Annotated in this window: 31 protein-coding genes; 12 read left to right on the forward strand and 19 right to left on the reverse strand. The window is 64.6% G+C overall.

Annotated features, from left to right (window positions below):
• Positions 1 to 789 carry a hypothetical protein gene (locus AB7531_RS09280; RefSeq protein ID WP_063981468.1) on the reverse strand — a complete coding sequence of 263 codons (789 nt, stop codon included), beginning with the start codon at positions 787 to 789 and terminating at the stop codon, positions 1 to 3.
• 366 nt (positions 790 to 1,155) lie between these two features.
• On the opposite strand from AB7531_RS09280, the gene AB7531_RS09285 reads away from it, so the two are divergent.
• Entirely contained in the window at positions 1,156 to 2,352 is a 1,197-nt protein-coding gene (locus AB7531_RS09285) for a L,D-transpeptidase family protein (protein ID WP_063986134.1), read from the forward strand.
• Between the two features lie 56 nt (positions 2,353 to 2,408).
• Here AB7531_RS09285 and AB7531_RS09290 read toward each other — a convergent pair whose 3' ends face one another.
• On the reverse strand, positions 2,409 to 3,371 hold the full coding sequence (locus AB7531_RS09290) for a D-2-hydroxyacid dehydrogenase family protein (protein WP_063981469.1): 963 nt from the start codon (positions 3,369 to 3,371) through the stop codon (positions 2,409 to 2,411).
• A gap of 133 nt (positions 3,372 to 3,504) precedes the next feature.
• Complete coding sequence (locus AB7531_RS09295) at positions 3,505 to 3,720, reverse strand: hypothetical protein (protein WP_028152324.1); 216 nt, start codon at positions 3,718 to 3,720, stop codon at positions 3,505 to 3,507.
• 236 nt (positions 3,721 to 3,956) lie between these two features.
• Between AB7531_RS09295 and ettA the strand changes: the two genes are divergently transcribed.
• Both ettA and AB7531_RS09305 read left to right on the forward strand, forming a co-directional pair.
• Positions 3,957 to 5,606 carry an energy-dependent translational throttle protein EttA gene (gene ettA / locus AB7531_RS09300; protein WP_166102215.1) on the forward strand — a complete coding sequence of 550 codons (1,650 nt, stop codon included), beginning with the start codon at positions 3,957 to 3,959 and terminating at the stop codon, positions 5,604 to 5,606.
• A gap of 7 nt (positions 5,607 to 5,613) precedes the next feature.
• Entirely contained in the window at positions 5,614 to 6,840 is a 1,227-nt protein-coding gene (locus AB7531_RS09305) for a lytic murein transglycosylase (RefSeq protein WP_063981471.1), read from the forward strand.
• Positions 6,841 to 6,941: 101 nt separating this feature from the next.
• Here AB7531_RS09305 and AB7531_RS09310 read toward each other — a convergent pair whose 3' ends face one another.
• Positions 6,942 to 7,223 carry a hypothetical protein gene (locus AB7531_RS09310; protein ID WP_063981472.1) on the reverse strand — a complete coding sequence of 94 codons (282 nt, stop codon included), beginning with the start codon at positions 7,221 to 7,223 and terminating at the stop codon, positions 6,942 to 6,944.
• Between the two features lie 211 nt (positions 7,224 to 7,434).
• Positions 7,435 to 7,761: a hypothetical protein gene (locus AB7531_RS09315; RefSeq protein ID WP_063981473.1), complete on the reverse strand. Its 327-nt coding sequence runs from the start codon at positions 7,759 to 7,761 to the stop codon at positions 7,435 to 7,437.
• A gap of 135 nt (positions 7,762 to 7,896) precedes the next feature.
• Here AB7531_RS09315 and AB7531_RS09320 point away from each other — a divergent pair, with 135 nt between their 5' ends.
• The 3 genes from AB7531_RS09320 (at position 7,897) to bfr (ending at position 9,240) form a co-directional block, all read left to right on the forward strand.
• Positions 7,897 to 8,187 (forward strand): hypothetical protein, encoded by a 291-nt coding sequence (locus AB7531_RS09320; protein WP_063986135.1) that lies wholly within the window; start codon positions 7,897 to 7,899, stop codon positions 8,185 to 8,187.
• A gap of 161 nt (positions 8,188 to 8,348) precedes the next feature.
• On the forward strand, positions 8,349 to 8,621 hold the full coding sequence (locus tag AB7531_RS09325) for a (2Fe-2S)-binding protein (protein WP_063981474.1): 273 nt from the start codon (positions 8,349 to 8,351) through the stop codon (positions 8,619 to 8,621).
• A 130-nt stretch (positions 8,622 to 8,751) separates the two neighbouring features.
• Positions 8,752 to 9,240 (forward strand): bacterioferritin, encoded by a 489-nt coding sequence (gene bfr / locus AB7531_RS09330; RefSeq protein ID WP_014492874.1) that lies wholly within the window; start codon positions 8,752 to 8,754, stop codon positions 9,238 to 9,240.
• 172 nt (positions 9,241 to 9,412) lie between these two features.
• Here bfr and AB7531_RS09335 read toward each other — a convergent pair whose 3' ends face one another.
• Entirely contained in the window at positions 9,413 to 10,015 is a 603-nt protein-coding gene (locus AB7531_RS09335) for a pyridoxamine 5'-phosphate oxidase family protein (RefSeq protein ID WP_028156299.1), read from the reverse strand.
• 170 nt (positions 10,016 to 10,185) lie between these two features.
• Here AB7531_RS09335 and AB7531_RS09340 point away from each other — a divergent pair, with 170 nt between their 5' ends.
• Together AB7531_RS09340 and AB7531_RS09345 are read left to right on the forward strand one after the other, a co-directional pair.
• Positions 10,186 to 11,622, forward strand: a complete 1,437-nt coding sequence (locus tag AB7531_RS09340; protein ID WP_084794991.1) for a S8 family peptidase — start codon at positions 10,186 to 10,188, stop codon at positions 11,620 to 11,622.
• A gap of 45 nt (positions 11,623 to 11,667) precedes the next feature.
• On the forward strand, positions 11,668 to 11,910 hold the full coding sequence (locus tag AB7531_RS09345; RefSeq protein ID WP_028156300.1) for a hypothetical protein: 243 nt from the start codon (positions 11,668 to 11,670) through the stop codon (positions 11,908 to 11,910).
• 5 nt (positions 11,911 to 11,915) lie between these two features.
• Here AB7531_RS09345 and AB7531_RS09350 read toward each other — a convergent pair whose 3' ends face one another.
• The 3 genes from AB7531_RS09350 to AB7531_RS09360 form a co-directional block, all read right to left on the reverse strand.
• Entirely contained in the window at positions 11,916 to 12,269 is a 354-nt protein-coding gene (locus AB7531_RS09350; RefSeq protein ID WP_028152315.1) for a hypothetical protein, read from the reverse strand.
• Between the two features lie 165 nt (positions 12,270 to 12,434).
• Positions 12,435 to 12,776 carry an MmcQ/YjbR family DNA-binding protein gene (locus AB7531_RS09355; protein ID WP_063981476.1) on the reverse strand — a complete coding sequence of 114 codons (342 nt, stop codon included), beginning with the start codon at positions 12,774 to 12,776 and terminating at the stop codon, positions 12,435 to 12,437.
• 18 nt (positions 12,777 to 12,794) lie between these two features.
• Positions 12,795 to 13,856, reverse strand: coding sequence for an alpha/beta fold hydrolase (locus AB7531_RS09360; RefSeq protein WP_063981477.1), 1,062 nt, complete (start codon positions 13,854 to 13,856; stop codon positions 12,795 to 12,797).
• 242 nt (positions 13,857 to 14,098) lie between these two features.
• On the opposite strand from AB7531_RS09360, the gene AB7531_RS09365 reads away from it, so the two are divergent.
• Together AB7531_RS09365 and AB7531_RS09370 are read left to right on the forward strand one after the other, a co-directional pair.
• On the forward strand, positions 14,099 to 14,365 hold the full coding sequence (locus AB7531_RS09365) for a DUF2277 domain-containing protein (RefSeq protein WP_063981478.1): 267 nt from the start codon (positions 14,099 to 14,101) through the stop codon (positions 14,363 to 14,365).
• 95 nt (positions 14,366 to 14,460) lie between these two features.
• Entirely contained in the window at positions 14,461 to 14,700 is a 240-nt protein-coding gene (locus AB7531_RS09370) for a hypothetical protein (RefSeq protein ID WP_028152311.1), read from the forward strand.
• Here AB7531_RS09370 and AB7531_RS09375 read toward each other — a convergent pair.
• The 4 genes from AB7531_RS09375 to AB7531_RS09390 form a co-directional block, all read right to left on the reverse strand.
• Positions 14,697 to 15,179: a collagen-like protein gene (locus AB7531_RS09375; RefSeq protein ID WP_283017514.1), complete on the reverse strand. Its 483-nt coding sequence runs from the start codon at positions 15,177 to 15,179 to the stop codon at positions 14,697 to 14,699. The two genes, AB7531_RS09370 and AB7531_RS09375, sit on opposite strands and share 4 nt — an antisense overlap.
• A 222-nt stretch (positions 15,180 to 15,401) precedes the next feature.
• Positions 15,402 to 15,524, reverse strand: a complete 123-nt coding sequence (locus AB7531_RS09380) for a hypothetical protein (RefSeq protein WP_256376470.1) — start codon at positions 15,522 to 15,524, stop codon at positions 15,402 to 15,404.
• Positions 15,525 to 15,574: 50 nt separating this feature from the next.
• On the reverse strand, positions 15,575 to 15,823 hold the full coding sequence (locus AB7531_RS09385) for a helix-turn-helix domain-containing protein (RefSeq protein WP_063981480.1): 249 nt from the start codon (positions 15,821 to 15,823) through the stop codon (positions 15,575 to 15,577).
• Positions 15,824 to 16,027: 204 nt separating this feature from the next.
• Positions 16,028 to 16,795: an SDR family NAD(P)-dependent oxidoreductase gene (locus AB7531_RS09390; protein WP_063981481.1), complete on the reverse strand. Its 768-nt coding sequence runs from the start codon at positions 16,793 to 16,795 to the stop codon at positions 16,028 to 16,030.
• A gap of 111 nt (positions 16,796 to 16,906) precedes the next feature.
• Here AB7531_RS09390 and AB7531_RS09395 point away from each other — a divergent pair, with 111 nt between their 5' ends.
• Positions 16,907 to 17,392 carry a hypothetical protein gene (locus AB7531_RS09395; RefSeq protein WP_063981482.1) on the forward strand — a complete coding sequence of 162 codons (486 nt, stop codon included), beginning with the start codon at positions 16,907 to 16,909 and terminating at the stop codon, positions 17,390 to 17,392.
• Between the two features lie 107 nt (positions 17,393 to 17,499).
• Here AB7531_RS09395 and AB7531_RS09400 read toward each other — a convergent pair whose 3' ends face one another.
• From AB7531_RS09400 to AB7531_RS09410, 3 genes are all read right to left on the reverse strand, one after another.
• Positions 17,500 to 17,751, reverse strand: a complete 252-nt coding sequence (locus AB7531_RS09400) for a hypothetical protein (protein WP_063981483.1) — start codon at positions 17,749 to 17,751, stop codon at positions 17,500 to 17,502.
• Positions 17,752 to 17,992: 241 nt separating this feature from the next.
• Positions 17,993 to 18,256, reverse strand: coding sequence for a hypothetical protein (locus tag AB7531_RS09405; protein WP_063981484.1), 264 nt, complete (start codon positions 18,254 to 18,256; stop codon positions 17,993 to 17,995).
• A 169-nt stretch (positions 18,257 to 18,425) separates the two neighbouring features.
• A complete protein-coding gene (locus tag AB7531_RS09410) occupies positions 18,426 to 18,809 on the reverse strand; it encodes a RidA family protein (RefSeq protein ID WP_038941868.1) in 384 nt (127 codons plus the stop codon).
• A gap of 528 nt (positions 18,810 to 19,337) precedes the next feature.
• Between AB7531_RS09410 and AB7531_RS09415 the strand changes: the two genes are divergently transcribed.
• Entirely contained in the window at positions 19,338 to 19,772 is a 435-nt protein-coding gene (locus AB7531_RS09415; RefSeq protein ID WP_063981485.1) for a hypothetical protein, read from the forward strand.
• A gap of 117 nt (positions 19,773 to 19,889) precedes the next feature.
• Here AB7531_RS09415 and AB7531_RS09420 read toward each other — a convergent pair whose 3' ends face one another.
• The 3 genes from AB7531_RS09420 to AB7531_RS09430 all read right to left on the reverse strand — a co-directional run bounded on the left by AB7531_RS09420 (position 19,890) and on the right by AB7531_RS09430 (position 21,838).
• Positions 19,890 to 20,591, reverse strand: coding sequence for a glutathione S-transferase family protein (locus AB7531_RS09420; RefSeq protein ID WP_063981486.1), 702 nt, complete (start codon positions 20,589 to 20,591; stop codon positions 19,890 to 19,892).
• Positions 20,592 to 20,602: 11 nt separating this feature from the next.
• Complete coding sequence (locus tag AB7531_RS09425) at positions 20,603 to 20,995, reverse strand: hypothetical protein (RefSeq protein WP_063981487.1); 393 nt, start codon at positions 20,993 to 20,995, stop codon at positions 20,603 to 20,605.
• Between the two features lie 192 nt (positions 20,996 to 21,187).
• Entirely contained in the window at positions 21,188 to 21,838 is a 651-nt protein-coding gene (locus AB7531_RS09430) for a glutathione S-transferase family protein (protein WP_063981488.1), read from the reverse strand.
• Positions 21,839 to 21,955 lie beyond the last annotated feature (117 nt).

Consider the following 21,955-nt stretch of genomic DNA (forward strand, 5'->3'; position numbering starts at 1 on the left):
TTACTGGCGCGTGCGCGTGGCCGTTGTCGCCAGCATCTGCTGCTGGCCGAACGGATCATAGCTCTGCCGCAACTGCTGGGGCGGAGGACGCTGCACCATGCGGTGCCGCTTCTTCGCCTTCGCCTGGCGCTTGGCCGCCTTGCTGTCCGGGGCGCTGCTGTCCGCCTTCGCGTCTCCCTTGGTGTCCCCCTTGGCCTTCGCCGGCGCATCCTTCAAGGCCGGCGCCGCCGGATCGTTCAGCGCGGCCACCTTGGCCGGGGCAATGTCGGGCGCCGGGGAGGCGAGGGCCGCACCGGGATCGGGATCGGCCGGCGCCGGTTCGCTGGCGGTCACGGCAGGCGTGGGCTCGGGGATCGATGCCGTTGTGTCGGCCGGGGTGAGTGTGTCGGCAGGAGCCGGCGCGATGGCTTCCGTCGTGGCCTCGGCCTGCACCGGCTCGGCGGCCGGAGGCGCGGCCTCGGTGACCTGCGGCGGCACGTTGGCCTCGGTCGTCAGGGCGGCCACCTGTTCGGGCTCGTTCACCGGCAAGCCGATGGTCGGCACCCGGTCGCGCAGCGATGGCGCGGGCTCGGCGGCCGCCTCCGGCTCGGCGCGGAGCGCCGCTAGCACCGGCTGGGCCGGCTCTGGGCTTTGCGCAAACACCTTTTCCTGCGGGCCGTTCCGCCAGGAGGGGTTGCTGACATACTGCTCGTGGGTGGCCCGCAGCAGCGCGGCGGCACCTAGGCCGAACACCAGGATGGAGGTTGACAGCAGGATCGCGGCAAACAGGAAGCGAAAGCCGGGAAGCATCGGACGGGTTACGAATTTCCGCCCCGGCGGGTGGCGGCCGGGACCCAAGAGCCATCTGAACGCGGTGACGGTACTGATTGCCGTTCGCCACGCCGGGACAGAAGCTCAAAGCGGAGGCGAATCAGGCTGATTCGAACATATCGCAACGCCTCCGCGCCGTTCCCTTAAATTCGGGGCCGGAGACTCCGGCAATCTACAGCTCGATGCGATTTCCGCCCCGTGATGCAACGGGGCAACTGTGTGTGCCTGCATCACAAATCGCTAACTCGGGCACAAATCAGCCTGTAATGTCTTGAATGTGCCGCTATCTTCGGTCATCTGGCCGTTAACGGTCCGGATGGGCTCGGGGACTATACAAGAGCGATGATGATCAAACATTTTCTGACGATATGCGCTGCCGCAACAGTCGCTGCGGCGGGAACCTCGCTCGCACAGGCTCAGAGCTATCCGGTCCAGCAGGCGCCGAGCTATGGCGCTCCGGCCGAATATCGCCCCGGCGACCGCACGCCGAATTTCGACTCGCTAGACGATGAAGACGACGCGATGCCGCAGGCGTCGCTGCCGCCGCTTGGTCCGGCCGACGATCCGCGTTACGGCCGCCCGGCTGGTCCTCCGCCGGTCTATTCCGCCGCCCCGCCGCAGGGGCCGGTGATGTCGCCCGATGATCCGCGCTATGGCCGTCCGGCTGGCGCTCCGCCGGTCTATTCGGCGGCGCCGCCGCAGGGTCCCGTGATGTCGCCCGACGATCCCCGCTACGGCCGCCCCGCTGGCCCGCCCGCGGTGATCTATGCCGATCGCCCGGGTCAGGCACCCGGCAGGGACGGCCTGCGTCCGCCGGAGGCCGTTGGCGGCCCCGCCGCGACCGGAACGGTTCAGTCCGGCCAGCCGCCCGTGGGCAACGATGGCCGGCCGATGGCGATCGCTTCGCTGCCGCCCGAGGAGCAGCCCGACGCTGCTCCCGCGCAGTTGTCGCCGAACCTGCGCCGCCAGGAAGTCTCGCTGGCGACCAAGGAGCCGGCTGGAACGCTCATCGTCGATACCCCGAACACCTACCTCTACTACGTGCTCGGAGGCGGCCGTGCGATCCGCTACGGCGTCCGCGTCGGCCGCGATGGCTTCACCTGGACCGGCGTGCAGAAGATCACCCGCAAGGCCGAGTGGCCGGATTGGCATCCGCCGACCGAGATGATCGAGCGTCAGCCCTATCTGCCGCGCTTCATGGCCGGCGGCCCCGGCAATCCGCTCGGCGCACGCGCGATGTATCTCGGCTCGACCGTCTACCGCATCCACGGCACCAACCAGCCTTCGACCATCGGCAAGTTCGTGTCGTCGGGCTGCATCGGCATGCTGAACGAGGACGTCTCCGACCTGTTCGACCGCGTCAAGGTCGGCACCCGCGTGGTGGTGATGCCGGGTGGCCCGCCGCCGGGAACGGCGACCGCCTCCGCTGCGCCGACGTCGGGCGCTGCCGGTCCGGCTCCGATGGCTGCCCAGGCTGGCCCCGTCCCGGGCACCCAGCCGACGGTGGTGCCGCCGCTGCCCGCGCCGGTCACCGTGCGCTAAGCGCTTCGAAACAGCTCAAATCGCGAAGGGCGTGCCGTCGGCACGCCCTTTTCGTTTCAGGCCAGCTTGCGCGGCAGCTCGCGACCCCCGGTGAAGGCGTCGATCGCCTCGACCATCTGCCCGTAATGGATGCGCAAGCCGTCCTCGGTGGCGTAGCCGAGATGCGGCGTCAGCACGAGATTGTCGAGCTTGCGGAAGGGATGGTCGACCGGCAGCGGCTCGACCGAGAATACGTCGATGCCGGCGCCCGCGATCTTCCGCTGCTGCAAGGCTTCCAGCAGCGCCTGCTCGTCCACGATCGGGCCGCGCGCGGTGTTGACGAGGAAGGCCGTCGGCTTCATCCGCGCGAGATCGGCAGCTCCGACCAGTCCGCGCGAACGATCGCTCAGCACCACATGGATGGTGACGATATCGGCCTTGGCGAACAGCTCCTCCTTGGTGGCGTAGCCGACGCCGGCCGCCGCGCACTTCTCCGGCGTGAGGTTCGGGCTCCAGGCGATCACGTTCATGCCGAACGCTTTCGCAATACCCGCCATCTTGCTGCCGAGCTTGCCGAGCCCGACGACGCCGAGCGTCAGTCCCTCGATCTCGACACCGGCAAAGCTCTGCCAGGGCTCGCCGGCATGCATGCGCGCGTTCTCGCGGCCGATGCCGCGGGTCAGTTCGAGGATCAGGCCCATGGTCAGCGGCGCGGTCGGATCGCGGGAGTATTGCGTGCCGCCGATGGCAACGCCTTGCGCCTTCGCAGCCTCCATGTCGATCGAGGCGTTGCGCATGCCGGAGGTCAAAAGCAGCTTCAGCTTCGGCAGCGACGCGAACTGGTTCTTGGGGAACGCCGTACGCTCGCGCATCGCGCAAATGATCTCGAAATCGGCCAGCGCGCTCGCCGCGGCCTGCTCCGAGGCAAAGGGATGGCTGAACACGGTGACGTCGACGCGGTCGGACAGTTTTTGCCAGTCGGCGACGTCGAGGGCGAGGTTGAAATAGTCGTCGAGAATTGCACAGCGCAGCCGCGTCATCAGCTTTCATCCATGGCGAGAGGTGACGGCGCCAGGCGGGGAGCGCCATCGTCGGAACCTGGCCATGGTTGCGCGCAATCACGCCTGCGCGCAAGCAGCTGACGTGTTCAAAAATCCGATAGGAGAGAAGGGCTCAGAGGTCGCGGGGCTTGAGGCGGAACGGCGTATCCATGCCGTGCTTGGCGCGCCAGGCGGGGCCGGGCCCACGCATGTAGTGCAGCTCGGGGCGGTAAGGGTTGAAAGCGGTGGCGAAGAAGCGCTTCCAGAAGCCCTTGATCTCCGTGACGAGTCCGGAAGCGCTACCGGCTCGTGCCGGAACGGCGATGGAATTGGTCTCGATCAGAGCCATGATGCGGCCTCGCTGTTCTCCCCGTCGCTTCTGCCGCGGGTGGCGTCTTTTTCGGCGCCATGACGAGCTTTGGCCCACTTTATTAAAAAATGGTTTCAATTGTCCGGATCGGCGGCCGGATGGTGTCCATTCCGTATTGATCCGTGGTGAACGGAGGGAAAACATTGCCCTTTGGGGGCGGGATCGTTACATCGGCGGCAAGCAAATTTCCTCAAATCGAAGGTTTCACGGGACCGATGGCGCGCCAGTTCATCTATTTCATGCAGGGCCTGACCAAGAGCTACCCGACCCGGAAGGTGCTCGATAACATTCATCTGTCGTTCTACCCGGACGCCAAGATCGGCGTGCTCGGCGTCAACGGCTCGGGCAAGTCGACGCTGCTCAAGATCATGGCCGGCCTCGACAAGGAGTATAACGGCGAGGCCTGGGTCGCCCAGGGCGCCCGCGTCGGCTATCTCGAGCAGGAACCGCATCTCGATCCGGCGCTCTCCGCGCGCGAGAACGTCATGCTGGGTGTCGCCAAGCAGAAGGCCATCCTCGATCGCTACAACGAGCTGGCGATGAACTATTCGGAAGAAACCGCCGACGAGATGACCAAGCTGCAGGACGAGATCGAGGCCCAGGGCCTCTGGGATCTCGACAGCAAGGTCGACCAGGCGATGGACGCGCTGCGCTGTCCGCCCGACGATGCCGATGTGACGAAACTGTCGGGCGGTGAGCGCCGGCGCGTCGCGCTGTGCAAACTGCTGCTCGACCAGCCCGAATTGTTGCTGCTCGACGAACCGACCAACCATCTTGACGCCGAGTCCGTGTCTTGGCTGGAAGGCCATCTGCGCAACTATCCCGGCGCGATCCTGATCGTCACCCACGATCGCTACTTCCTCGACAACGTCACGAGCTGGATTCTCGAGCTCGACCGCGGCAAGGGCATTCCCTACGAGGGCAACTACTCGTCCTGGCTGGTGCAGAAGCAGAAGCGGCTCGAGCAGGAAGGCCGTGAAGACGCTGCGCATCAGAAGACGATCGCGCGCGAGCAGGAATGGGTCGCGTCCTCGCCGAAGGCGCGTCAGGCCAAATCCAAGGCGCGCTACCAGCGCTACGAGGATCTGCTCAAGCAGGCGAGCGAGAAGCAGACCCAGACCGCGCAGATCATCATCCCCGTCGCCGAGCGGCTCGGCGCCAACGTGGTCGATTTCGAAACGCTCAGCAAAGGCTATGGCGATCGCCTTCTGATCGACGATCTTACCTTCAAGCTGCCGCCTGGCGGCATCGTCGGCGTGATCGGCGCCAACGGCGCCGGCAAGACCACGCTGTTCAAGATGATCACTAAGCAGGAAACGCCGGACAAGGGCACCATCACGGTCGGCGAGACCGTGCATCTCGGTTATGTCGACCAGTCGCGCGACGCGCTCGACGGCAACAAGAACGTGTGGGAGGAGATTTCCGGCGGCAACGAGCTGATCCTGCTCGGCAAGAAGGAAGTGAACTCGCGCGGCTATTGCTCGTCGTTCAACTTCAAGGGCGCCGACCAGCAGAAGAAGGTCGGTGCGCTCTCCGGCGGTGAGCGCAACCGCGTGCATCTTGCAAAAATGCTGAAGTCCGGCGCCAACGTGCTGCTGCTCGACGAACCGACCAACGATCTCGACGTCGACACGTTGCGCGCGCTCGAAGAGGCGCTGGAAGATTTCGCCGGCTGCGCCGTCATCATCAGCCATGACCGCTGGTTCCTCGACCGCATCGCGACCCACATCCTGGCCTTCGAAGGCGAGAGCCACGTCGAATGGTTCGAAGGCAACTTCCAGGACTACGAGAAGGACAAGATGCGCCGCCTCGGCCAGGACAGCATCATTCCGCACCGCGTGAAGTACAAGAAGCTGACGCGGTGATGAGGGCATGATGCGGCGGGCGCTCATAGCTGCGGTGATCGCTATCATCTGCGGCCTGTCGCCCGCCCGCGCTGCCGACGCCGCCTTCACGCAGTTCATCGCCTCGCTCTGGCCGGAGGCGCAGGCCGCCGGCGTGTCGCGCGCGACATTCGATGAGCAGACGCGCGGGCTCGAGCCTGATTACAAGCTGCCCGACCTGATCCTGCCCGGACGGCCCGCGACCGGCGCACCGTCGCAGGCCGAGTTCGTGCAGGTGCCGGCCGACTACGTCAAGGAAGCCTCGATCGCGCGGCTTGCGGGCGAGGGGCAGCGGCTGCTGCAAAAATATCGCCCGGCGCTGAGCGAGATCGAGAAGAAATCCGGCGTGCCGGCCACCATTATGCTCGCGATCTGGGGCCGCGAGACCGATTACGGCCGCTACACGCTGCCTTACGATCTCGTGCGCGTGCTGGCGACGCAGGCCTATGTCGGGCGACGCAAGGACACCTATCGGAATGAGTTCATCCTGTCGCTGAAGATCCTCGGCGAGGGCGTGGTGACGCGCAAGGACATGCGCTCGTCCTGGGCGGGTGCCACCGGGCTCACACAATTCCTGCCGTCCGAATATTACAAGCACGGTGTCGACTTCGACGGCGACGGCCGCATCGACATCTGGCATTCGGTGCCGGATGCGCTGGCCTCGGCCGCGCAGCAGCTCGTCAACAAGGGCTGGCAGAGCGGTGTGCGCTGGGCTTACGAGGTGCAGGCGCCGGCCAAGGTCGATTGCACCAGCGGCGTGCCCGAGGTGACGAAGCCGATCGGCCAGTGGCTGCGCGAAGGTTTTGTGCCGGTGCGTGGCGAGAAGCTGAGCGCTGCTGAGCAGGCGCAGCCGGCCTCGCTGCTGCAGCCGGAAGGCATTTACGGCCCGTCGTTCCTGACGACGAAGAACTACTTCGTCATCAAGGAGTACAATTTCTCTGACCTCTACGTGCTGTTCGTCGGCCATCTCGGCGACCGCATGACGAGCCCGCTGCCGTTCGCGACACAATGGGCGGCCTCCAAGCAGTTGCGCACCAAGGACGTCGAGACCATGCAGCGCGGGCTCACGCGCGTCGGGCTCTACAAGGACAAGATCGACGGCAAGGCCGGGATGCAGACGCGCGCGGCGCTCGGCGCCTACCAGAAGTCGGCAGGCCTCAAGGTCGATTGCTGGCCGAGCGAAGAGGTGCTGCGCTCGATCCAAGCGGCGCGGTAAACGGCCTTAACTCTTCACCAAAGAAAAAAGCCCGGCCGAGGTGCTCGGCCGGGCTTCGATCGCGGCACGGATGCGCCATGCGATCGGATCTTGCGATCAGATCAGTAGCAAACGCGAACCGGGCGGATGACCCAGCCGTAACCGTCCCAATAGCGCTGGCGCTGCCAGTAGCAGGGCGCGGGCGGCGGGGGCTCGGCAATGTAGACCGGTCCGCCATAGGCGGGACGGCTCGACGCGATGGCGCCGCCGACGATGGCGCCACCGATCAGGCCGGCTGCGATGCCGGCGCCGACGCCGTCATGGGCCTTCGCGGACGGAGTGGCGGTCACCAGCGAACCGGCGATCGTCGCAACCGTGAGGGCGGCAACAAAAGTCTTCTTCATGCTCTTGGCTCTCCTGGGAGATGGACGTCCCTTGTTAGGAGCGCCCGGGTTTCAAAGGTTCACGCACACTCTGATGAAATCGACCGTGCAGCTAGGAAGCGCGCAATTGGTCAATCCACGGTAAACGCGCACGGAGCTGTGACGAGAAAAAGCGGTCTTTTTCAGGCCCGGAGATGAACGGCGCATCCGTAGCGAACCTGTTCAGCGCGCCTCAGCCACAGACTCTGACGCGGCGGGTGCGCCAGGCGTAGCCATCCCAGAAGCGCTGCCGCTGCCAGACGCAGCCGTCGCCGTAATAGTCGTCGGCGACATAGCCGGGACCCGGCGCGTAGTAGCGGGGGGGGTAATAGCCGGGGCCATAGGAGTAGCCCGGACCGGGTCCGTAATAATACGGAGACGCCAGCGCGCCGCCGACAATGGCGCCACCGATGATCCCGGCGGCCACGCCGGCGGCGACACCACGCTGAGCGTGGGCCGGTGTCCCGGCCGTGAGGGCCAGGGTGGCGACGGCGGCGACCGTCAGTAAGAACTTCTTCATTGGCGTGACCTTTCGCACGAACAGGTGGGAACTCTTTGGGGGGTAAAGTTCCATACTTCGTTTGAATGATCAATGAACGGCACCTTCGCTGAGGGCGACCAATTAATGGATCGCAGGTCCGCGAGGGAGACGACGATGGGCAACGCGATGATGAATACTTTGATCGCTGCCGGGGTCATTTTCGCGATTGGCTATGGCTGGTTCGCCCATCTCCAGAACCGCGGCCGGCGCTCGCGCGCGGGTGCTGGCGGTGACGGAGGAAGTAGCGGCGACGGCTATTCAGCGGCCAGCGACGGCTTCTCGCTGGGGAGTTGGTTTTCCAGCGACAGCTCGGGGAGCTCGAGCGACAGCTGTTCCAGCAGCGATAGCGGTAGCAGTGGCGGGGATTGCGGAGGTGGCGGCGATGGTGGTGGAGGCGGTGACTAGGTCCGCCAAGATATTGATCCAGCACAACTCCCTATTTTAGAGCCGTTCTAGGCTGTTTCCGGGCTAGTTTGGAATAGCTTCAAATACCGGTTTTTCCCTTTGCATCCGGACGGCCCCTTAAATATCGATGATGACGCATCACCGAAGGGCCTGCCGCTTCCATGATCGTTTGTTCCTGTAACGTGCTGAGCGATGACGACATCCGAGCCGCGGTCGCCGAGTCCGACGACGCCGTACGTCATGCCAAGCAGGTCTATGGATGCCTCGGCTGTAGCGCCGAATGCGGCCGCTGCGCCCGTACCATCAAGACCATCATCGACGAAACGCTTGGCCCCTGCGCCAAGTCCTGCTGCTCGGGCTGCCCGCACAGCCACACCGTGGCCGCCAATGACGAGACGGCCGAGCTCCCCCGGTTCGCCCTCGCGGCCTGCTGAAAACTTCCGCAATTTCGACTGAGCTTTCCCCGGCTGCGTCCCCGTGGCCGGTTGCTCTCGTCCTTAAACTGATTTAGAAGCGTTCTAAAGTCGGTTAGGGCCGATTTGGACGCAAGATTTGGAGTGCATCATGCAGGGCGACGCAAAAGTCATCGACTATCTCAACAAGGCGCTGCGCCACGAGCTGACTGCAATCAACCAATACTGGCTGCACTACCGCTTCCTCGATAATTGGGGCCTGCGGGACATGGCCAAGGTCTGGCGCAAGGAGTCCATCGAAGAGATGGAGCACGCCGACAAGCTCACCGAGCGGATCCTGTTCTTCGACGGCTTCCCGAACATGCAGGTGCTCGACCCCCTGCGTATCGGCCAGAACGTCAAGGAGATCATCGAGTGCGATCTCGCCGCCGAGATGAGCGCGCGGGCGCTCTACCAGGAGGCCGCCGGCTATTGCAACGGCGCCAAGGACTACGTCACCCGTGACCTGTTCGAGAAGCTGATGAGCGACGAGGAACACCACATCGATTTCCTCGAAACCCAGCTCGACCTGATCGGCCGCATCGGTCTCGAGCTGTACACGCAGAAGCACGTCGGTGGGCTCGAGGGCGAGGGGCACTAAGCTCCGGCACCGGCTCTCTCCTTCGTCATGGCCGGGCTTGTCCCGGCCATCCACGTTTGGCCGCGCGACGAAGACGTGGATGCCCGGGCCTTCGCCTCGCCGAAGCGGCTTCGGCTACGCAGGCGGGACTAGCCCGGGCATGACGGTTCTTTCGAGCGGCGAACGCTCTCACCTACAACTGCGTCTTGTAGCGCTCTTCCACGATCTCCTGGCTCTCCGGCTCCCCCAGGCCCGTCTGGTCGTGAATGACCTGGCCGATGCTGGGCATCACCGAGCGCTGCACCTTCTCCGGTGACCACAGCTTCGAGCGCATCAGCGCCTTGCCGCAGTGGAAATAGACTTCGCTGACCGCGACGTTCAAGACCGCGCGCGGCGGCTTGCCGAATTCCACCATCGATGCGAGCAGATCCGGATCGGCCGAGAGCGTGCCGCGTCCGCCGACGCGCAGCGTCTCGTCGATGCCGGGGACGAAGAACAGCAGATGCACGAAGCCCGAGCCTTCGACGACGTTGCGAAAACTATCGATCCGGTTGTTGCCGGCACGGTCGGGCATCAGCACCTGGTTGGGGCCAGCGACATGGACGAAGCCAACCCCTCCGCCGCGCGGCGATGCATCGACGCTGCCGTCGACGCCTGACGTTGCAAGCACGCAGAACGGCGACATCTCAATGAATTTCTTCGCATGCGCATCGATCGCGGGACGCGCCTTTGCGATCACGCGTGGGCTCGGCTTGGCATAGATGGTGGCGAGGTCTTCGGCGCAAAGATCGGTCACGAAGGTCTCCCTGATTGAGGGCGACAAGATAGCATTCTCCGGCTCGATCGCTATCCCCGAAATAGCAGGTGCGGCCCAGTGTAGCCACGGCATGACGCAGGTGGCGTAGACCAGAAATTTCGCTTATAACGGGTGTCGTACTTTGTTGCTTTTCAAGCGAGGAATTCGTCATGGCCCCAACGCAGGCAATGCGGGTGGCGGGCGATCGGCCACGCCGTCGCAAGCATGTCCCGGGACAATTGATCGTTCGGTTGAAGCCGGCCGCTGCCCGGCAGATCGCGGCAGCCTCGCTTCAGGCGACAACGTCACGCGCGCTGATGGCTGCAATGCCCGACGACGTCAGAGGTCCGATCGATTTCCTGCGCGACAATTTCGGGCTTCAGTCGATGAAGCCGCTGTTCGTGGTCGGCGACGATGAGGCACCCGCGCAGCCCCAGGCGATGGCTTTGGCCGCGGTTCATCGCTCGATAGCACGCTCCGCAACGGCGCCGCCGCGGGAGGCGCTGGCCGGATTTCAGATCGTGCAGTTGAAGGACGGGAAGGTAGATGCAGGCACCCTGAAGCGCCTGCGCGCCTCCAGGGCGGTGGATCTGGTCGAGCCCGTTCCCAACCGGTGGCTCAGTGCCGCCGCCGATCCCATGAAGATCCGGCAGTGGGGCCTTCGCGCCATCAGATGGTTCGATCGACCGCGGCCAGGTGCGGGGCGGGTTCATGTCGCTGTGCTCGATAGCGGTGTCGACGCCGGACATCCCGATCTCGTGGACGCGATCGAGGAATATCGGCACGACGGCAACGGACCGCGTGATTTTCTCGGTCATGGCACCCATGTCAGCGGCACGATCGCGGCCGTGGTCAATAACTCGGTCGGTATCGCAGGCCTGGCCAATTGCCGGTTGCACTGCTGGAAGGTGTTCGACGATCCCAAGCGCGCAGGCGACGACGAGAATTTCAACTTCGATTTCTACAGCAAGGCGCTCGTGGCCGCGCTCGATTCCAACATCAAGGTCATTAACCTCAGCATTGGCGGCGAGGACCATTCAAAGACGGAAGCGACGGCCTTCGCCGAACTGATCGATGCCGGCGTCGTCATCTCCACCGCGATGGGGAACGAGTTCGAGGACGGCAATCCGAAGGAATACCCGGCGGGCTACGTGGACACGATCGGAGTTGGCGCCGTCGACGAGTCCCATCGGCGCGCTTCGTTCTCCAATACGGGGAAGCACATCAAGCTGGTGGCGCCGGGTGTCAACATCCTGTCGACGGTGCCCCGGGTGAAGGCAAGCTTCGCCGACCATACCAGCTACGATTCCTGGCCCGGGACGTCGATGGCAACACCGCATGTGACGGGCGCCGCTGCACTCGTCTACATCAACAAGACGAAATCCAGGGCGGCCGGGCTTGCGGTCGCCGGGCGCCTGATCGCGACTGCGACCAAATTGCCGGCGATGCGAGGCAAGGATTTTACGCCGGAATACGGCGCCGGCCTGCTGGATGTTGCCGCTGCGCTTGGCCGCGTGAAACCGGCGAGGAAATCGGGCAGGAAGGCTGCCAAGAAAACTGCCAAGAAAACTACAAAGGCGAAGCCGGCGAGAAAGGGACGAAAATAGATTCCGCGCCCTTGATCGGGTGCCGCGAGCGGCTAGCTTTGCATCATGTCCGTGCAATTCAAATTCCACGACCATGTCGATCAGCGCCGGCGGCGCATGATCATCAAGACGCTCGGCGATGCCGGCTACGCCGCCGAGAGCCTGTTTCCGGGACAGAAGCGGCAAAACCTAGCCGCGATCTTCACCGTCGCCGAGGCCGACGCCAAATCCGTTCGTGCCGCGCTCGACGATTTCGGCGATGACATCGAATATGTCGAGGCCTCGCCCAAGCGAGACCTCAAGGCCTGAGCGGTCTACACCGCATCGGCCGGCACGAAGCAACTGATGATGATGGCGCCGCGGTGGTGGACGTACCACACCACGGCCTGGCCGACCGGATTGCCGCGATCGCGGATGATGGCGCGCTCGGGCACCTCCATCCACTGTCCCTCGATCGGTACCCAATAGGTGCCGCCTCGCACATCGTAGTCGGTGCGATGGCCGTCGGAGATGTCGCAGCAGGGTACGCCGTTCGGCGCGATCACGCTCTTGAACCAGGCGCGGATGTCGGGCGGCACATGGTCGTATTGGCCGTTGTCGAACGCGAACGCGGCGCTCGTCTGCGCCATCGTCGCGGCCAGCCAAACGCACAGCGCGAGCCTGTGCATGCGATCCTCCGTCGCGCTCGATTCGTATCGTTGATGTGATTAAGCCCGAGCTGTCAGCGCAATGCATGCTCAAATAATATGCGGCGTGAGAGGCGCCGCATATGATGCATTGCGGTATGATCGGCCAGCCAGACGCACAGCGCGAACTTGCGCGTACGATCTTTCCTATCCCGTCTCGAGCGATGCAAGCAGCGATTTCGGCGCGACATTGCGCCATGCCATCGCGAGTGCGCTCCGCAACGTGACCTGATCGATCTTCGCCAGCTTCACATTCGTGCTGCCGCTCCTGCCCCAGGCGCCGGGGACCGGACGAAACATCTCCGGTTCCGCGTCGATGAGCACGGCCTGCTGGTTGGGAGTGAGCTTCACCATGCCCCATTTTTCATCGGGATAGCCCAGCGTCGCGAACACGCGCTTGCCGACGCGAAAGTCGGCATGGCCGTGATGTGCGCCCTCGATGACGCCGGGAAGCGTCAGCGCAGCCTTGCGAAAGCGAGCGTTCGACATGCGGTCTTGCTGCTCGTCTCACATCGTCCGCTGCGGCGCGGTTTGCAGCAATTGCCTGACCTGCTCGACGTAGAATTTCGCGTTGCCGGTGGTGCCGTGGCCGCGCGTCTCGGTGCTCGCGGGGATCAGATACAGCTTGCCGTTCTTGACCCGCTTCATCGCGGCGTCCGTGATGCCGGTCTCCGGCGGGTTGCGCTCGTCGTCGGCGGAGTTGATCAGCAGCAGCGTCGCCTCGATCTGCTCGAGCTTGTCGCCGGCATTGTAGTCTTGCGAGGAGCCCCACTGGTAGAGGAAGTCGTTGGCATCGGACGTGATCGGTGTCGCCAGCCGTTCGTCGACGATCTTGTCGGCCTTGGCCGCGGTCGGCGCCTGCTGCTGATAGGCGAGCGTGCCGCCGATGCTGGCGATGCCGTAGGCGGTGATGGCATATTTCATCATGCGCGGCTGGCTGGTGTAATTGCCGCCATTGTAGTCGGGATCGTTGCGGATGGTGTCGAGCATGATCCGTCGCATCATCCAGTTGCGCGAGGCCATCTCGGTCGGCTGCGAGGCCATCGGCACCAGCGCGTCCATCTCCTGCGGATATTTCTCGCCCCACAGCCAGGTCTGCATGCCGCCCATCGAATTGCCGATCACGAGCCGCAGATGCTTGACGCCGAGGCCTTCCTTCACGAGGCGATGCTGCGCCTCGACCATGTCGTCGTAATTGTATTTCGGGAAGCTCGTCTTCATGCCGTCGGACGGTTTTGACGATTTGCCGTGGCCGATCGCGTCGGGAATGATGATGTAATATTTGGACGCGTCGAGCGGCTGTCCCGCGCCGAACAGTTCGCCGGCGAAGGCGGGCGACAGCATGCTCGCGCCCGAGCCGCCGGTGCCGTGCAGCACCAGCACGGGCTGGCCAGAGGGCTCGCCGACGGTGGTGTAGTGCAGCTTCAATTCCGGCATGGTCTCGCCGGTGTGCAACTTGAAGTCCTTGGCGATCCAGTCGCCTTGCTTCGGCGCCGGATAATCGGCGGCCATAACCGGCGTTGCGATGGACAGCAGGATGGCCGCTAGCGCAGCGCAAGACGTTTTCATGTTTCTCTCCCCATGCGGCTCATGGTCGGCCGCGTTGGACGCGATCTTATCAGCTGGTCACGGAGGATCGAGACCGGACCCATCATCGCCCCCCGAAAAACATTCCCCGATGGTGCGGCGCGCAAGGGGAATAATTGCGGATCAGATATGGCTGGTCCTGCCTATGACACGGCTGCGCCCGGGATGTAGGATTTCGGCCTCGCCGATCGTCCTCAGGGGAACACCGCTACGGGAGAGCCTGCATGTGCCGCAACATCAAGACGCTGTTCAACTTCGAGCCGCCCGCGACGGAGGACGAGATCCACGCCAGCGCGCTCCAGTTCGTGCGCAAGCTTTCCGGTTTCAACAAGCCGTCGCAGGCCAATGAAGAGGCCTTCGAGCTTGCGGTCGCGGAAGTGTCGGAGGCTGCGCGAAAGCTCCTGACTTCGCTGCACACCCATGCGCCGGCGCGGGACCGTGAGATCGAGGCGGAGAAGGCCAAGGAACGTTCGCGGCTGCGGTTCGGTTAGGCGGTCCTGCGTCCATTCCGTGATCTGGCTCACGGTGAGAGCGGCCTCAACTTGCGATGATGTCTGCCGGGGTTTTGACAGCCCGGAGCACGACCATGAGCCGCCCCCTTATTCCTCTCAGAGCAGGTGCCGTCACCTTCACCGTGCTGTGGACCGCATGGATGATGTGGTGGAGCGGCTCCTACAGCAGCGTCAACCTCGTCATCCTGACGCTGCTCGGCACGCTGGTCGGCTATCTCTGGTACCGCGCCATGCGCTGGCAGTTCGAGCGCATGGGCATGCTGCCGCGCAAGGATGAGTCCTCCGGGGCGTCGAAGCAACTTCCGCCGGGTTAGTCCTTGTGGCCGTGCTTCTTCTTTTTCTTCTTCTTCCGGTGATCATCGCCTTCGCCGTCGTCGGCCTCGTCATCGACGATCGCCTCTTCAACCTCATGCACGGCGGCTTCCAGCGCCTCGCGCTCGGCGGCTTCACGCTCGCGCTGGCGGCGGCGCTCGTCCCAGGCGTCGAAGAGTTGATCGAGCCACGGCAGCACCTGTTCGATCGACGGCAGCTGGCCGGGCGGTCCGGGCTCGCCGCGTGGGCCTTGCGGCCCCGCCGGCCCGGCCGCGCCCCGAGCACCGGCTTCGCCGGGCTTGCCCGGCAGGCCGGCCTTGCCCTGCGCTCCGGCCTTTCCGGCCACCCCGGGTTTGCCTTGTGGTCCCGGCTTGCCGCGCTGGCCGTCCGGCCCTCGCTTCCCCGGATGACCCTGCGGTCCCGGCCGTCCCGGCTCGCCCTGCCGCCCACGCGGCCCCTGCCGTCCCTGATCGTCTGCCACGCCACTACTCCCTCTAAGGAAGCAAGCTACTTAGCGGCGTTTGACGACAGCAGCAATTCCGCCCGCGCATCGCGACGGGCTTGATCAACATCAATCGACAGCAGGAGACACCGTGTCATTGGATGGCGCGGAGCCACAACCTTGCGAGGAGCGACCCATGCGCGCAGCGTGGAAACTATTCTGCATTTCGACAGTCATCCTCGCGGCAGCGCTCGGCCTCGCTCATCTGCTGGTGCCCGATATCGTGCCGGGCGCGTTCGCCGAGGAGCCGCAGGCGGCATGGGCGGTCTTGACCGCCTTCATGCTCCGCGCCATCGAGATGATCGCGGCCGCGGTCGCGACCATCTCGCTTGCGGTTCTTGCCGGCGGAACGATCCAACTTGCGTGGTCGCGTGCTAGTCGTGATACGCGGGCACGTCGATGCCGGACGCCGCATAGATCCTGATCTTGTTGCGCAACGTGCGCACCGACAGGCCGAGCACGCGCGATGCGCGCGTGCGGTTGCCGTCGCAGCGTGCGAGCGTCTGGAGCACGAGCTCGCGCTCGACCTCGTCGACGGTCGCGCCGATCAACAGCGGAACGATTTGGTTAGGGGCAAGAAATTGCGCGCCCGGTTCGGACGCAGCGACATGAACAGTGGTCATCAACACACCTCCCGATCAACGCCCGCTTCCATCTTTGGAAGCGATCGAGAACCAACGGCCCCCTAGCCGTAGATCTACGGTGGGCGGGTTTGGTTAACGAGTGGTTAATCGCGGACGATCGCACCAATTGACCTTGGGATTGCCGCGAAGGTGCCGCGATTGGCACGGGATGCATAGCGATGCGGGCCGATTTTGCGCGCCCGCTCACACCGTCCGATACCCACCGTCCACCATCACGATCGTCCCCGTGACATAGGCCGACAGATCCGACGCCAGGAAGATCGCGGGGCCCACGATGTCCTCGGGCTTGCCGGTGCGCGCCAGCGGGGTGTGATCGACGAAGGCCTGCACCAGCGCCGGATTGGTCGCGCGCACGTTGGCGTTGATGTTGGTCTCGATGAAGCCCGGCCCGATCGCGTTGACGCGCACGCCTTCCTTGCCGAGCTCGGCCGCGAGCGCCTTGGTGAAGCCGAGCACGCCGTGCTTCGAGGTCGTATACGCCGCCGAGCTCGGTGTGCGCAGATGCACGAAGGACTGGATCGAGCCGATATTGACGATGCGGCCCTTGGCGGCCCGCAGCGGCGCGAGGAACGCCTGCGTCACGTTGAAGACGCCGTTGAGGTTGAGCGAGATGATGTCGTTCCAGTCCTTCGCCACCGTCTCCGTGTCCGCGGTGAAGGCGTTGCGGCGGGTGATGCCGGCATTGTTGACGAGGATCGAGACCCGCCCGACCTTGTCGGCGACCTGCCTGGCGAGCGCAAAGCAGTCGTCACGCTTCGTGACATCGAGCGCAAAGCTCTCGGCGTTGCCGCCGGCCTTGCGGATCTCCTGCGCGGCCTCCGCGACCGTGTCGGCGTTGACGTCGAGCAGCACCACTCGCGCGCCCTCGCGGGCGTAGCCGGCCGCGATCGCCCGGCCGATGCCGGATCCGGCGCCCGTGACGACGGCGACGTGGTTTGCGAGCAATGCCATGACAATTTCCTCCCGGATTCGTTTCGAAGTTTCATGAAAGGCTAACTCGAAATTAAGGGGTCGGAAACGGCCGCCTTGGCATACTGATCTTCATTGCTAAACGTTGCGCGCATGATGGGACGGCTTGAATCCTGGAAACTCGCTCTCGAACGCCTGCGGTCGGCGCAGCCGGCCGACTGGGCCGAGGCAGGCCGGCTCGTCGCCGAGATCGTGCGCATGAGCACGGATGCCACGCTGCGCCAGGCTGCCGAGCAGGCGCTTCCGGTGTTGCGCCAGGCCGTGGACAATGACGATCACAGCGTCACGCTGGCGGCCCAGCGCCGCGTCGGCGTGATCCTCGAGGTCGTCCATGATCTCACCGCGCCACGCTTCGGCCGCCGCAACGCCATGCCGAAGAAGCTCTCCAGCGAGGATCGTGCCCGCAGGATGCTCGGCCTGCCGCTCGCCGTGCAGCTCACCTGCGACGACATCAACCAGGCCTATCGCCGCGCCGCCAAGGGCAAGCATCCCGACCAAGGCGGAAGCGCGCAAGCCTTCATCGACCTCGCCGCCGCGCGCGACATCCTCATCCATCCCGGCGCGCACAAGGACGCGTGAGAGCGCGCTGTCGCTGCACCTCGCCGGTCCGCTCTGTGCAGGCCATAAAAAGAGCGGGCAAGAACGCGTCGCGCCCTTGCCCGCTCGTCGATCCGCCGATCGAAATCTTACCAGGTGCAGTGACCGCTCTTCAACGCGTGATCCTTCAGCACGAGTGCGTCGACGAAGGTCGGCACCGTCGTGCTGACGCGGGCGTAGTCGGAGGGCCACGGCGCGGTCGGGATGCTCTCGTCCCAGATCTGGCAGAAGCCGGTGTCCTGCCAGCGGATCAGGTGATAGCTGGCTTCGGCAGGGCTCGCGGCGACGAAGGCAGTGACGGCAAGACCCGCAGCAACGCACAGCACGGAAATACGACGCATGATCAGCTCCTCAAATGAAAGATGTGATGCACCTCCCGACAATGACGGGGAGGGATGGTGTGGGACGTTTTTGGGGATGCGCCCCGGACAAGTTGTGAGTAGCTCCGTCGGCTGATCAGGTTCAAAGCGTGCGCGCATGAAATGCGCCATTTGAGCCGGAAAAAACCAGCGCGCGCCCGCAAAGGAAAAGGGCGGGTCGCTCGCGCGGCCCGCCCTCAAGATCAAATTCGTCGCGTGACGCTCAGAGCGTGCAGCGGCGCTCCGAGCGCAGCTTGATCTGGAGATCCGAAGCCGCGGTGAAGGTCGGGACCGGCTTGCTGACGACCTTGTAGGTCGAAGCGCCCCACTGGAACGGCTTGTACTTCAGGTCCTCGTTCCAGACCTGGCAGATGCCGGTGTTGTCCCAGCGGATCACGTAATAGCCGGCTGCTGCTGCCGACGCCGGCACGGCAAACACGGAAGAGGCGATGCCGGCAACGGCACAGAGGGCGAGAACGCGACGCATGAAAAATCTCCTTGTGGGGATGTGTGACCCGAAAATCCGTGCGGTAAAAGCAGGTCCTTGGCAAGCCGAGGGGCCGCCGTTTCACGGATATGTCAGAGGGAGCCGTGCACTTGGTTCGGCCGAGTGCCTGGCAAGACACATGCGCCAAGACACATACGCTAAGCGTGGTTCACTTCGCCAGTGACGCCACCGCCTCGATCTCGATCAGCATTTTCGGGTCGGGCAGGGCCTGCACCACGCACGTGGTGCGCGCCGGATAGGGCGGCGGGCCGAACGCGCCGGCATAGAGTGCGTTCATCGCGGCGACGTCCGAGGCGCGCGTGAGCAGCACGTTGACCTTGACGAGATCGCGGACCGTCGCGCCGGCCTCGTCCAGCACGCGCTTGATGTTGACGGCGACGTTGGCGAACTGCGCCTCGAAACCGTCCGGCAGCGCGCCATTGCCGTCGAAGCCGGGAATGCCGGAGACGAACAGGAGATCGCCGACACGCGTGGCAAAGGACAGCGGCGGCGCCTTGACGTGCGGCGGGGGTGCGAAATGCTGGATCGACATGGGATCACCTCGGATGGAACGGTCGCGTCGTCCGCACGAGCGTAGCGACATGCGGGGGAGTTGCAATCGGCATTGGGGAAGGCGGGTAAAACAAAAACGCGAAAACAACCCCATGCACAGTAGAAATCGTGAGTGTTTCAAATTCGGTATAGCCGAACAATTCGCTTGCTCCGTCGGGCAAAACAGGGGCAGGATGGCATCATGGCGGTGGTGTCGGTAGGCGGTCCCAAACTCCGCCGTCATGCCTCGCGACCCGGCTACGCCAAGGCTTCGCCGGGGTCGAGGTTCAGGGGCGCCGAAGCTTTAGCGTAGGCGGCAGGCGGGGCATCCAGTACGCTGCGGCTTCTCCGCATCTCATTGCCGTCTCGGCGTACTGGATCGCCCGGTCGAGCCGGGCGATGACGGTTGAACGCGCTGCTGCATCTCGCGTCCCACATCGCTCCATCATGTTGCCGCCGCGATCCATCGGATACATTCGCTGCGTCTGATTCGAATCCTCCCTTGAAAAATAGCCCCCGGAGACGCCCCATGAAGCTCGCTACCACCTTCCGCGCCGCGCTGGTCGCCATTGCCGCTCTGGCCGGCCTTTCGACCTCGGCGCTGGCCGACGGCGGCACCGTGGTGCTGACGATCTACAAGGCGGGCTGGATCATCGGCGGTTCGGGCGGCTCGGGCGTGCTGAACTTCCGCGGCCGCTCCTATTCGCTCTCGACCGGCGGCCTCGACTACGGCCTCGTCTTCGGTGGCTCCAAGACCGTGCTGCGTGGCCGGGTCTCCAACATCAACCGCCCCTCCGACGTCTCCGGCGTCTATGGCGCGGCCGGTGCCGGCCTCGCCGTCGGCCGCGGCGCCCGCGCCATCGTGCTGACCAACCAGAAGGGCGCGGTGCTGGAGCTGTCGGGCTACCAGACCGGCCTGATGGCGAATGCGGATCTGAGCGGGCTCGCGATCACGATGCGGTAAAACAGGTACGTAGGGTGGGTTAGCCTTGCGGATGCGCGAAGCGCGTCCGCTGGGCGTAACCCACCTCTTTCGTCTCCGCTGTGACAGAAGTGGTGGGTTACGCTGCGCTAACCCACCCTACGAATTACGCCCGCTCACCGCCGCATGAATCCGCTCGCAATGCGCGACGAGATTGGCGTGCGCATCGACGAAGGCCTTCAGCGGCGTCGGGATCGGAAAATAAAAGATGTTGGCGATGAAGCCGTAGATGCCGGCGTCGATGCTGGTCGGCGCCGCGCCGTGGACGAAGCCTGCCGTAGGCACGATCTCGGCCAGCACTTGCAGATCGGCAAGCCCCCGCGCGTAAGCCTGCTCGGGCGTGTAGCGGCCGATGCCCTGGAAATAATAGCGCTGCGAATTATACGCCTTCGCCTTCTCCAGTCCCTCGGCATCGAGTTGCGGATGCTGCGCGATGAAGGCGTCGCGGAATGCCGGATAGAAGCGATCGTCCTTCCAGCGCGAATACGACATCACCCAGTAGAGATCGTCCAGCATGCGGGTGACGAGATGATTGGTCCGCCGTGCGTCCGGCGACAGCGCGGCATCGATGCTCAGACGATATTTGGCGATCGCATGCGCAATGATTGTCTCGCTGTCGCCGATGGTCTCGCCGTCGTCGACGACGTAAGGCAGCTGCCCGCGCGGCGCGGCAGAGGCATCGAAGAGATGCTCGTGCACGAACGGCTGGCCTGCGAGCTTCAGGAACGCGTAGACCTTGAGGCCGTAGCCGTTGTTGTCGGCGACGCCGAACAGTTCCGGGTAGGAATAGAGCGTCAGCATGGTTGTTCCCTTCAGCGCGATGGCACCTTGGCGTGTTGCTCCGTCGTGGCCGCTTGCGCGGCCTTGCTGGCGCGGATCATCAGGAACGCGCCGGAAGAGCCAGGCAGCTGCCAGCGCCCGTCGATTTCGGTCGCCTCGGCGTTCACCGTGCCTTCGTAATGGACCGTGTCGTAGCCGTGGCCGGGCGGCTCGTAGTGTTTGACGAACGAGACCGCGTTGCCGGAGCGCTGACCCGCGATCGAGGCGTTGTGGGTGCGGAGCGGGCATCGCGGGTTCGAGCAGGGCTCGGTCACGCTTCCGGTGAGCGCGCCGCCGGTTTCGACCAGAGTTGCGGTGAAGGTGACCATTCCGGTGCTCGGTTGAATGTAGCTGCCATCCCAGACGCCGGAGAGATCGTTGCTCATGCGGTGCCTTCCTGGGATGATGCGGGCCGGTTGATATCAGGCTCTTCCATCTCAAGTCGTATCGCCGGAGCGACGGGCTGGCAACAGTCCTTGCGCATTGTGCGCAGCGTCATTCGATCGGAGGACGCCCGGCGTCGCCCGTTCGACGTATGGGATCGGAGATGTACCGGTTCTCGGTGAGAGGCGCGGCCTCTATATGCCGATCGATGCGGCGGTGAACACCGCCAGCTGCCCATCGAACGCCCGCCGGAACGCAGGCCGCGCTTCGCCGCGGGCGACGTAGGCTGAGAGGTCGGGATATTCCTCCAGCAGGCGAGATGCGTTCAACCGGCGCAGCACCGTCACCATCATGAGATCGCCTGCGCTGAACGCGCCGTCGAGCCACTCGGCCCCGCCGAGGCGACGGGACAATTCGCCCAGGCGGACACGGACGCGATCCTTCAGGACCGGCAGCCGCTCCTCGTACCAGCCCTTGTCGCGCTCGAACAGCATCGTCATCCCGAACTCGACGATCGGCGGCTCCAGCGTGTTGAGCGCGGCAAACATCCATGCGATCGCGCGGCTCCTCGCATTCGCATCTTTTGGCAACAATCCAACGTGGCGCTCGGCGATATGGAGCACGATCGCGCCCGACTCGAACAGGACGAGATCACCGTCCTCATAGGTCGGAATCTGCCCGAACGGATGCAGCGCAAGATGGGCAGGGTCCTTCATCGCCGCGAACGACACGAGGCGGACGTCGTAGGGCAGGCCCACTTCCTCCAGCGCCCAGCGAACCCGCATATCGCGCGCCTGTCCCTTGCCGCGGTCGGGCGAGTTTTCAAAGGCTGTGATGGTGGGCATCTGGCGGCTCCGGGGTGATCGGCGTTGCATTCAAAGGACGAATGGTCGGCTCGGGTTCCGACAGGGGCGCCTTAAAAAGACCAGCGCCCGTGTCGGAACACCGTCCCGCCGCTCGTC

The sequence above is a fragment of the Bradyrhizobium sp. 63_E2_N1_3 genome (assembly GCF_052076005.1).
In the GTDB taxonomy this organism is placed as follows: domain Bacteria; phylum Pseudomonadota; class Alphaproteobacteria; order Rhizobiales; family Xanthobacteraceae; genus Bradyrhizobium; species Bradyrhizobium barranii.

Excerpts from the sequence above, each read along its gene's own strand:
- AB7531_RS09415 (WP_063981485.1), top strand. The coding sequence starts at position 19,338 with ATGAAGCTCGCTACCACCTTCCGCGCCGCGCTGGTCGCCATTGCCGCT.
- AB7531_RS09380 (WP_256376470.1), bottom strand. The coding sequence starts at position 15,524 with ATGGTCGCGACCGCGGCCGCGATCATCTCGATGGCGCGGAGCATGAAG.
- ettA (WP_166102215.1), top strand. The coding sequence starts at position 3,957 with ATGGCGCGCCAGTTCATCTATTTCATGCAGGGCCTGACCAAGAGCTAC.
- AB7531_RS09320 (WP_063986135.1), top strand. The coding sequence starts at position 7,897 with ATGGGCAACGCGATGATGAATACTTTGATCGCTGCCGGGGTCATTTTC.
- AB7531_RS09390 (WP_063981481.1), bottom strand. The coding sequence starts at position 16,795 with ATGGCATTGCTCGCAAACCACGTCGCCGTCGTCACGGGCGCCGGATCC.
- AB7531_RS09345 (WP_028156300.1), top strand. The coding sequence starts at position 11,668 with ATGTCCGTGCAATTCAAATTCCACGACCATGTCGATCAGCGCCGGCGG.
- AB7531_RS09295 (WP_028152324.1), bottom strand. The coding sequence starts at position 3,720 with ATGGCTCTGATCGAGACCAATTCCATCGCCGTTCCGGCACGAGCCGGT.
- AB7531_RS09360 (WP_063981477.1), bottom strand. The coding sequence starts at position 13,856 with ATGAAAACGTCTTGCGCTGCGCTAGCGGCCATCCTGCTGTCCATCGCA.
- AB7531_RS09395 (WP_063981482.1), top strand. The coding sequence starts at position 16,907 with ATGATGGGACGGCTTGAATCCTGGAAACTCGCTCTCGAACGCCTGCGG.
- AB7531_RS09365 (WP_063981478.1), top strand. The coding sequence starts at position 14,099 with ATGTGCCGCAACATCAAGACGCTGTTCAACTTCGAGCCGCCCGCGACG.
- AB7531_RS09310 (WP_063981472.1), bottom strand. The coding sequence starts at position 7,223 with ATGAAGAAGACTTTTGTTGCCGCCCTCACGGTTGCGACGATCGCCGGT.
- AB7531_RS09400 (WP_063981483.1), bottom strand. The coding sequence starts at position 17,751 with ATGCGTCGTATTTCCGTGCTGTGCGTTGCTGCGGGTCTTGCCGTCACT.
- AB7531_RS09420 (WP_063981486.1), bottom strand. The coding sequence starts at position 20,591 with ATGCTGACGCTCTATTCCTACCCGGAACTGTTCGGCGTCGCCGACAAC.
- AB7531_RS09290 (WP_063981469.1), bottom strand. The coding sequence starts at position 3,371 with ATGACGCGGCTGCGCTGTGCAATTCTCGACGACTATTTCAACCTCGCC.
- AB7531_RS09350 (WP_028152315.1), bottom strand. The coding sequence starts at position 12,269 with ATGCACAGGCTCGCGCTGTGCGTTTGGCTGGCCGCGACGATGGCGCAG.
- AB7531_RS09355 (WP_063981476.1), bottom strand. The coding sequence starts at position 12,776 with ATGTCGAACGCTCGCTTTCGCAAGGCTGCGCTGACGCTTCCCGGCGTC.
- bfr (WP_014492874.1), top strand. The coding sequence starts at position 8,752 with ATGCAGGGCGACGCAAAAGTCATCGACTATCTCAACAAGGCGCTGCGC.
- AB7531_RS09425 (WP_063981487.1), bottom strand. The coding sequence starts at position 20,995 with ATGAGCAACGATCTCTCCGGCGTCTGGGATGGCAGCTACATTCAACCG.
- AB7531_RS09305 (WP_063981471.1), top strand. The coding sequence starts at position 5,614 with ATGATGCGGCGGGCGCTCATAGCTGCGGTGATCGCTATCATCTGCGGC.
- AB7531_RS09325 (WP_063981474.1), top strand. The coding sequence starts at position 8,349 with ATGATCGTTTGTTCCTGTAACGTGCTGAGCGATGACGACATCCGAGCC.
- AB7531_RS09385 (WP_063981480.1), bottom strand. The coding sequence starts at position 15,823 with ATGACCACTGTTCATGTCGCTGCGTCCGAACCGGGCGCGCAATTTCTT.
- AB7531_RS09370 (WP_028152311.1), top strand. The coding sequence starts at position 14,461 with ATGAGCCGCCCCCTTATTCCTCTCAGAGCAGGTGCCGTCACCTTCACC.
- AB7531_RS09410 (WP_038941868.1), bottom strand. The coding sequence starts at position 18,809 with ATGTCGATCCAGCATTTCGCACCCCCGCCGCACGTCAAGGCGCCGCCG.
- AB7531_RS09340 (WP_084794991.1), top strand. The coding sequence starts at position 10,186 with ATGGCCCCAACGCAGGCAATGCGGGTGGCGGGCGATCGGCCACGCCGT.
- AB7531_RS09430 (WP_063981488.1), bottom strand. The coding sequence starts at position 21,838 with ATGCCCACCATCACAGCCTTTGAAAACTCGCCCGACCGCGGCAAGGGA.
- AB7531_RS09315 (WP_063981473.1), bottom strand. The coding sequence starts at position 7,761 with ATGAAGAAGTTCTTACTGACGGTCGCCGCCGTCGCCACCCTGGCCCTC.
- AB7531_RS09285 (WP_063986134.1), top strand. The coding sequence starts at position 1,156 with ATGATCAAACATTTTCTGACGATATGCGCTGCCGCAACAGTCGCTGCG.
- AB7531_RS09280 (WP_063981468.1), bottom strand. The coding sequence starts at position 789 with ATGCTTCCCGGCTTTCGCTTCCTGTTTGCCGCGATCCTGCTGTCAACC.
- AB7531_RS09405 (WP_063981484.1), bottom strand. The coding sequence starts at position 18,256 with ATGCGTCGCGTTCTCGCCCTCTGTGCCGTTGCCGGCATCGCCTCTTCC.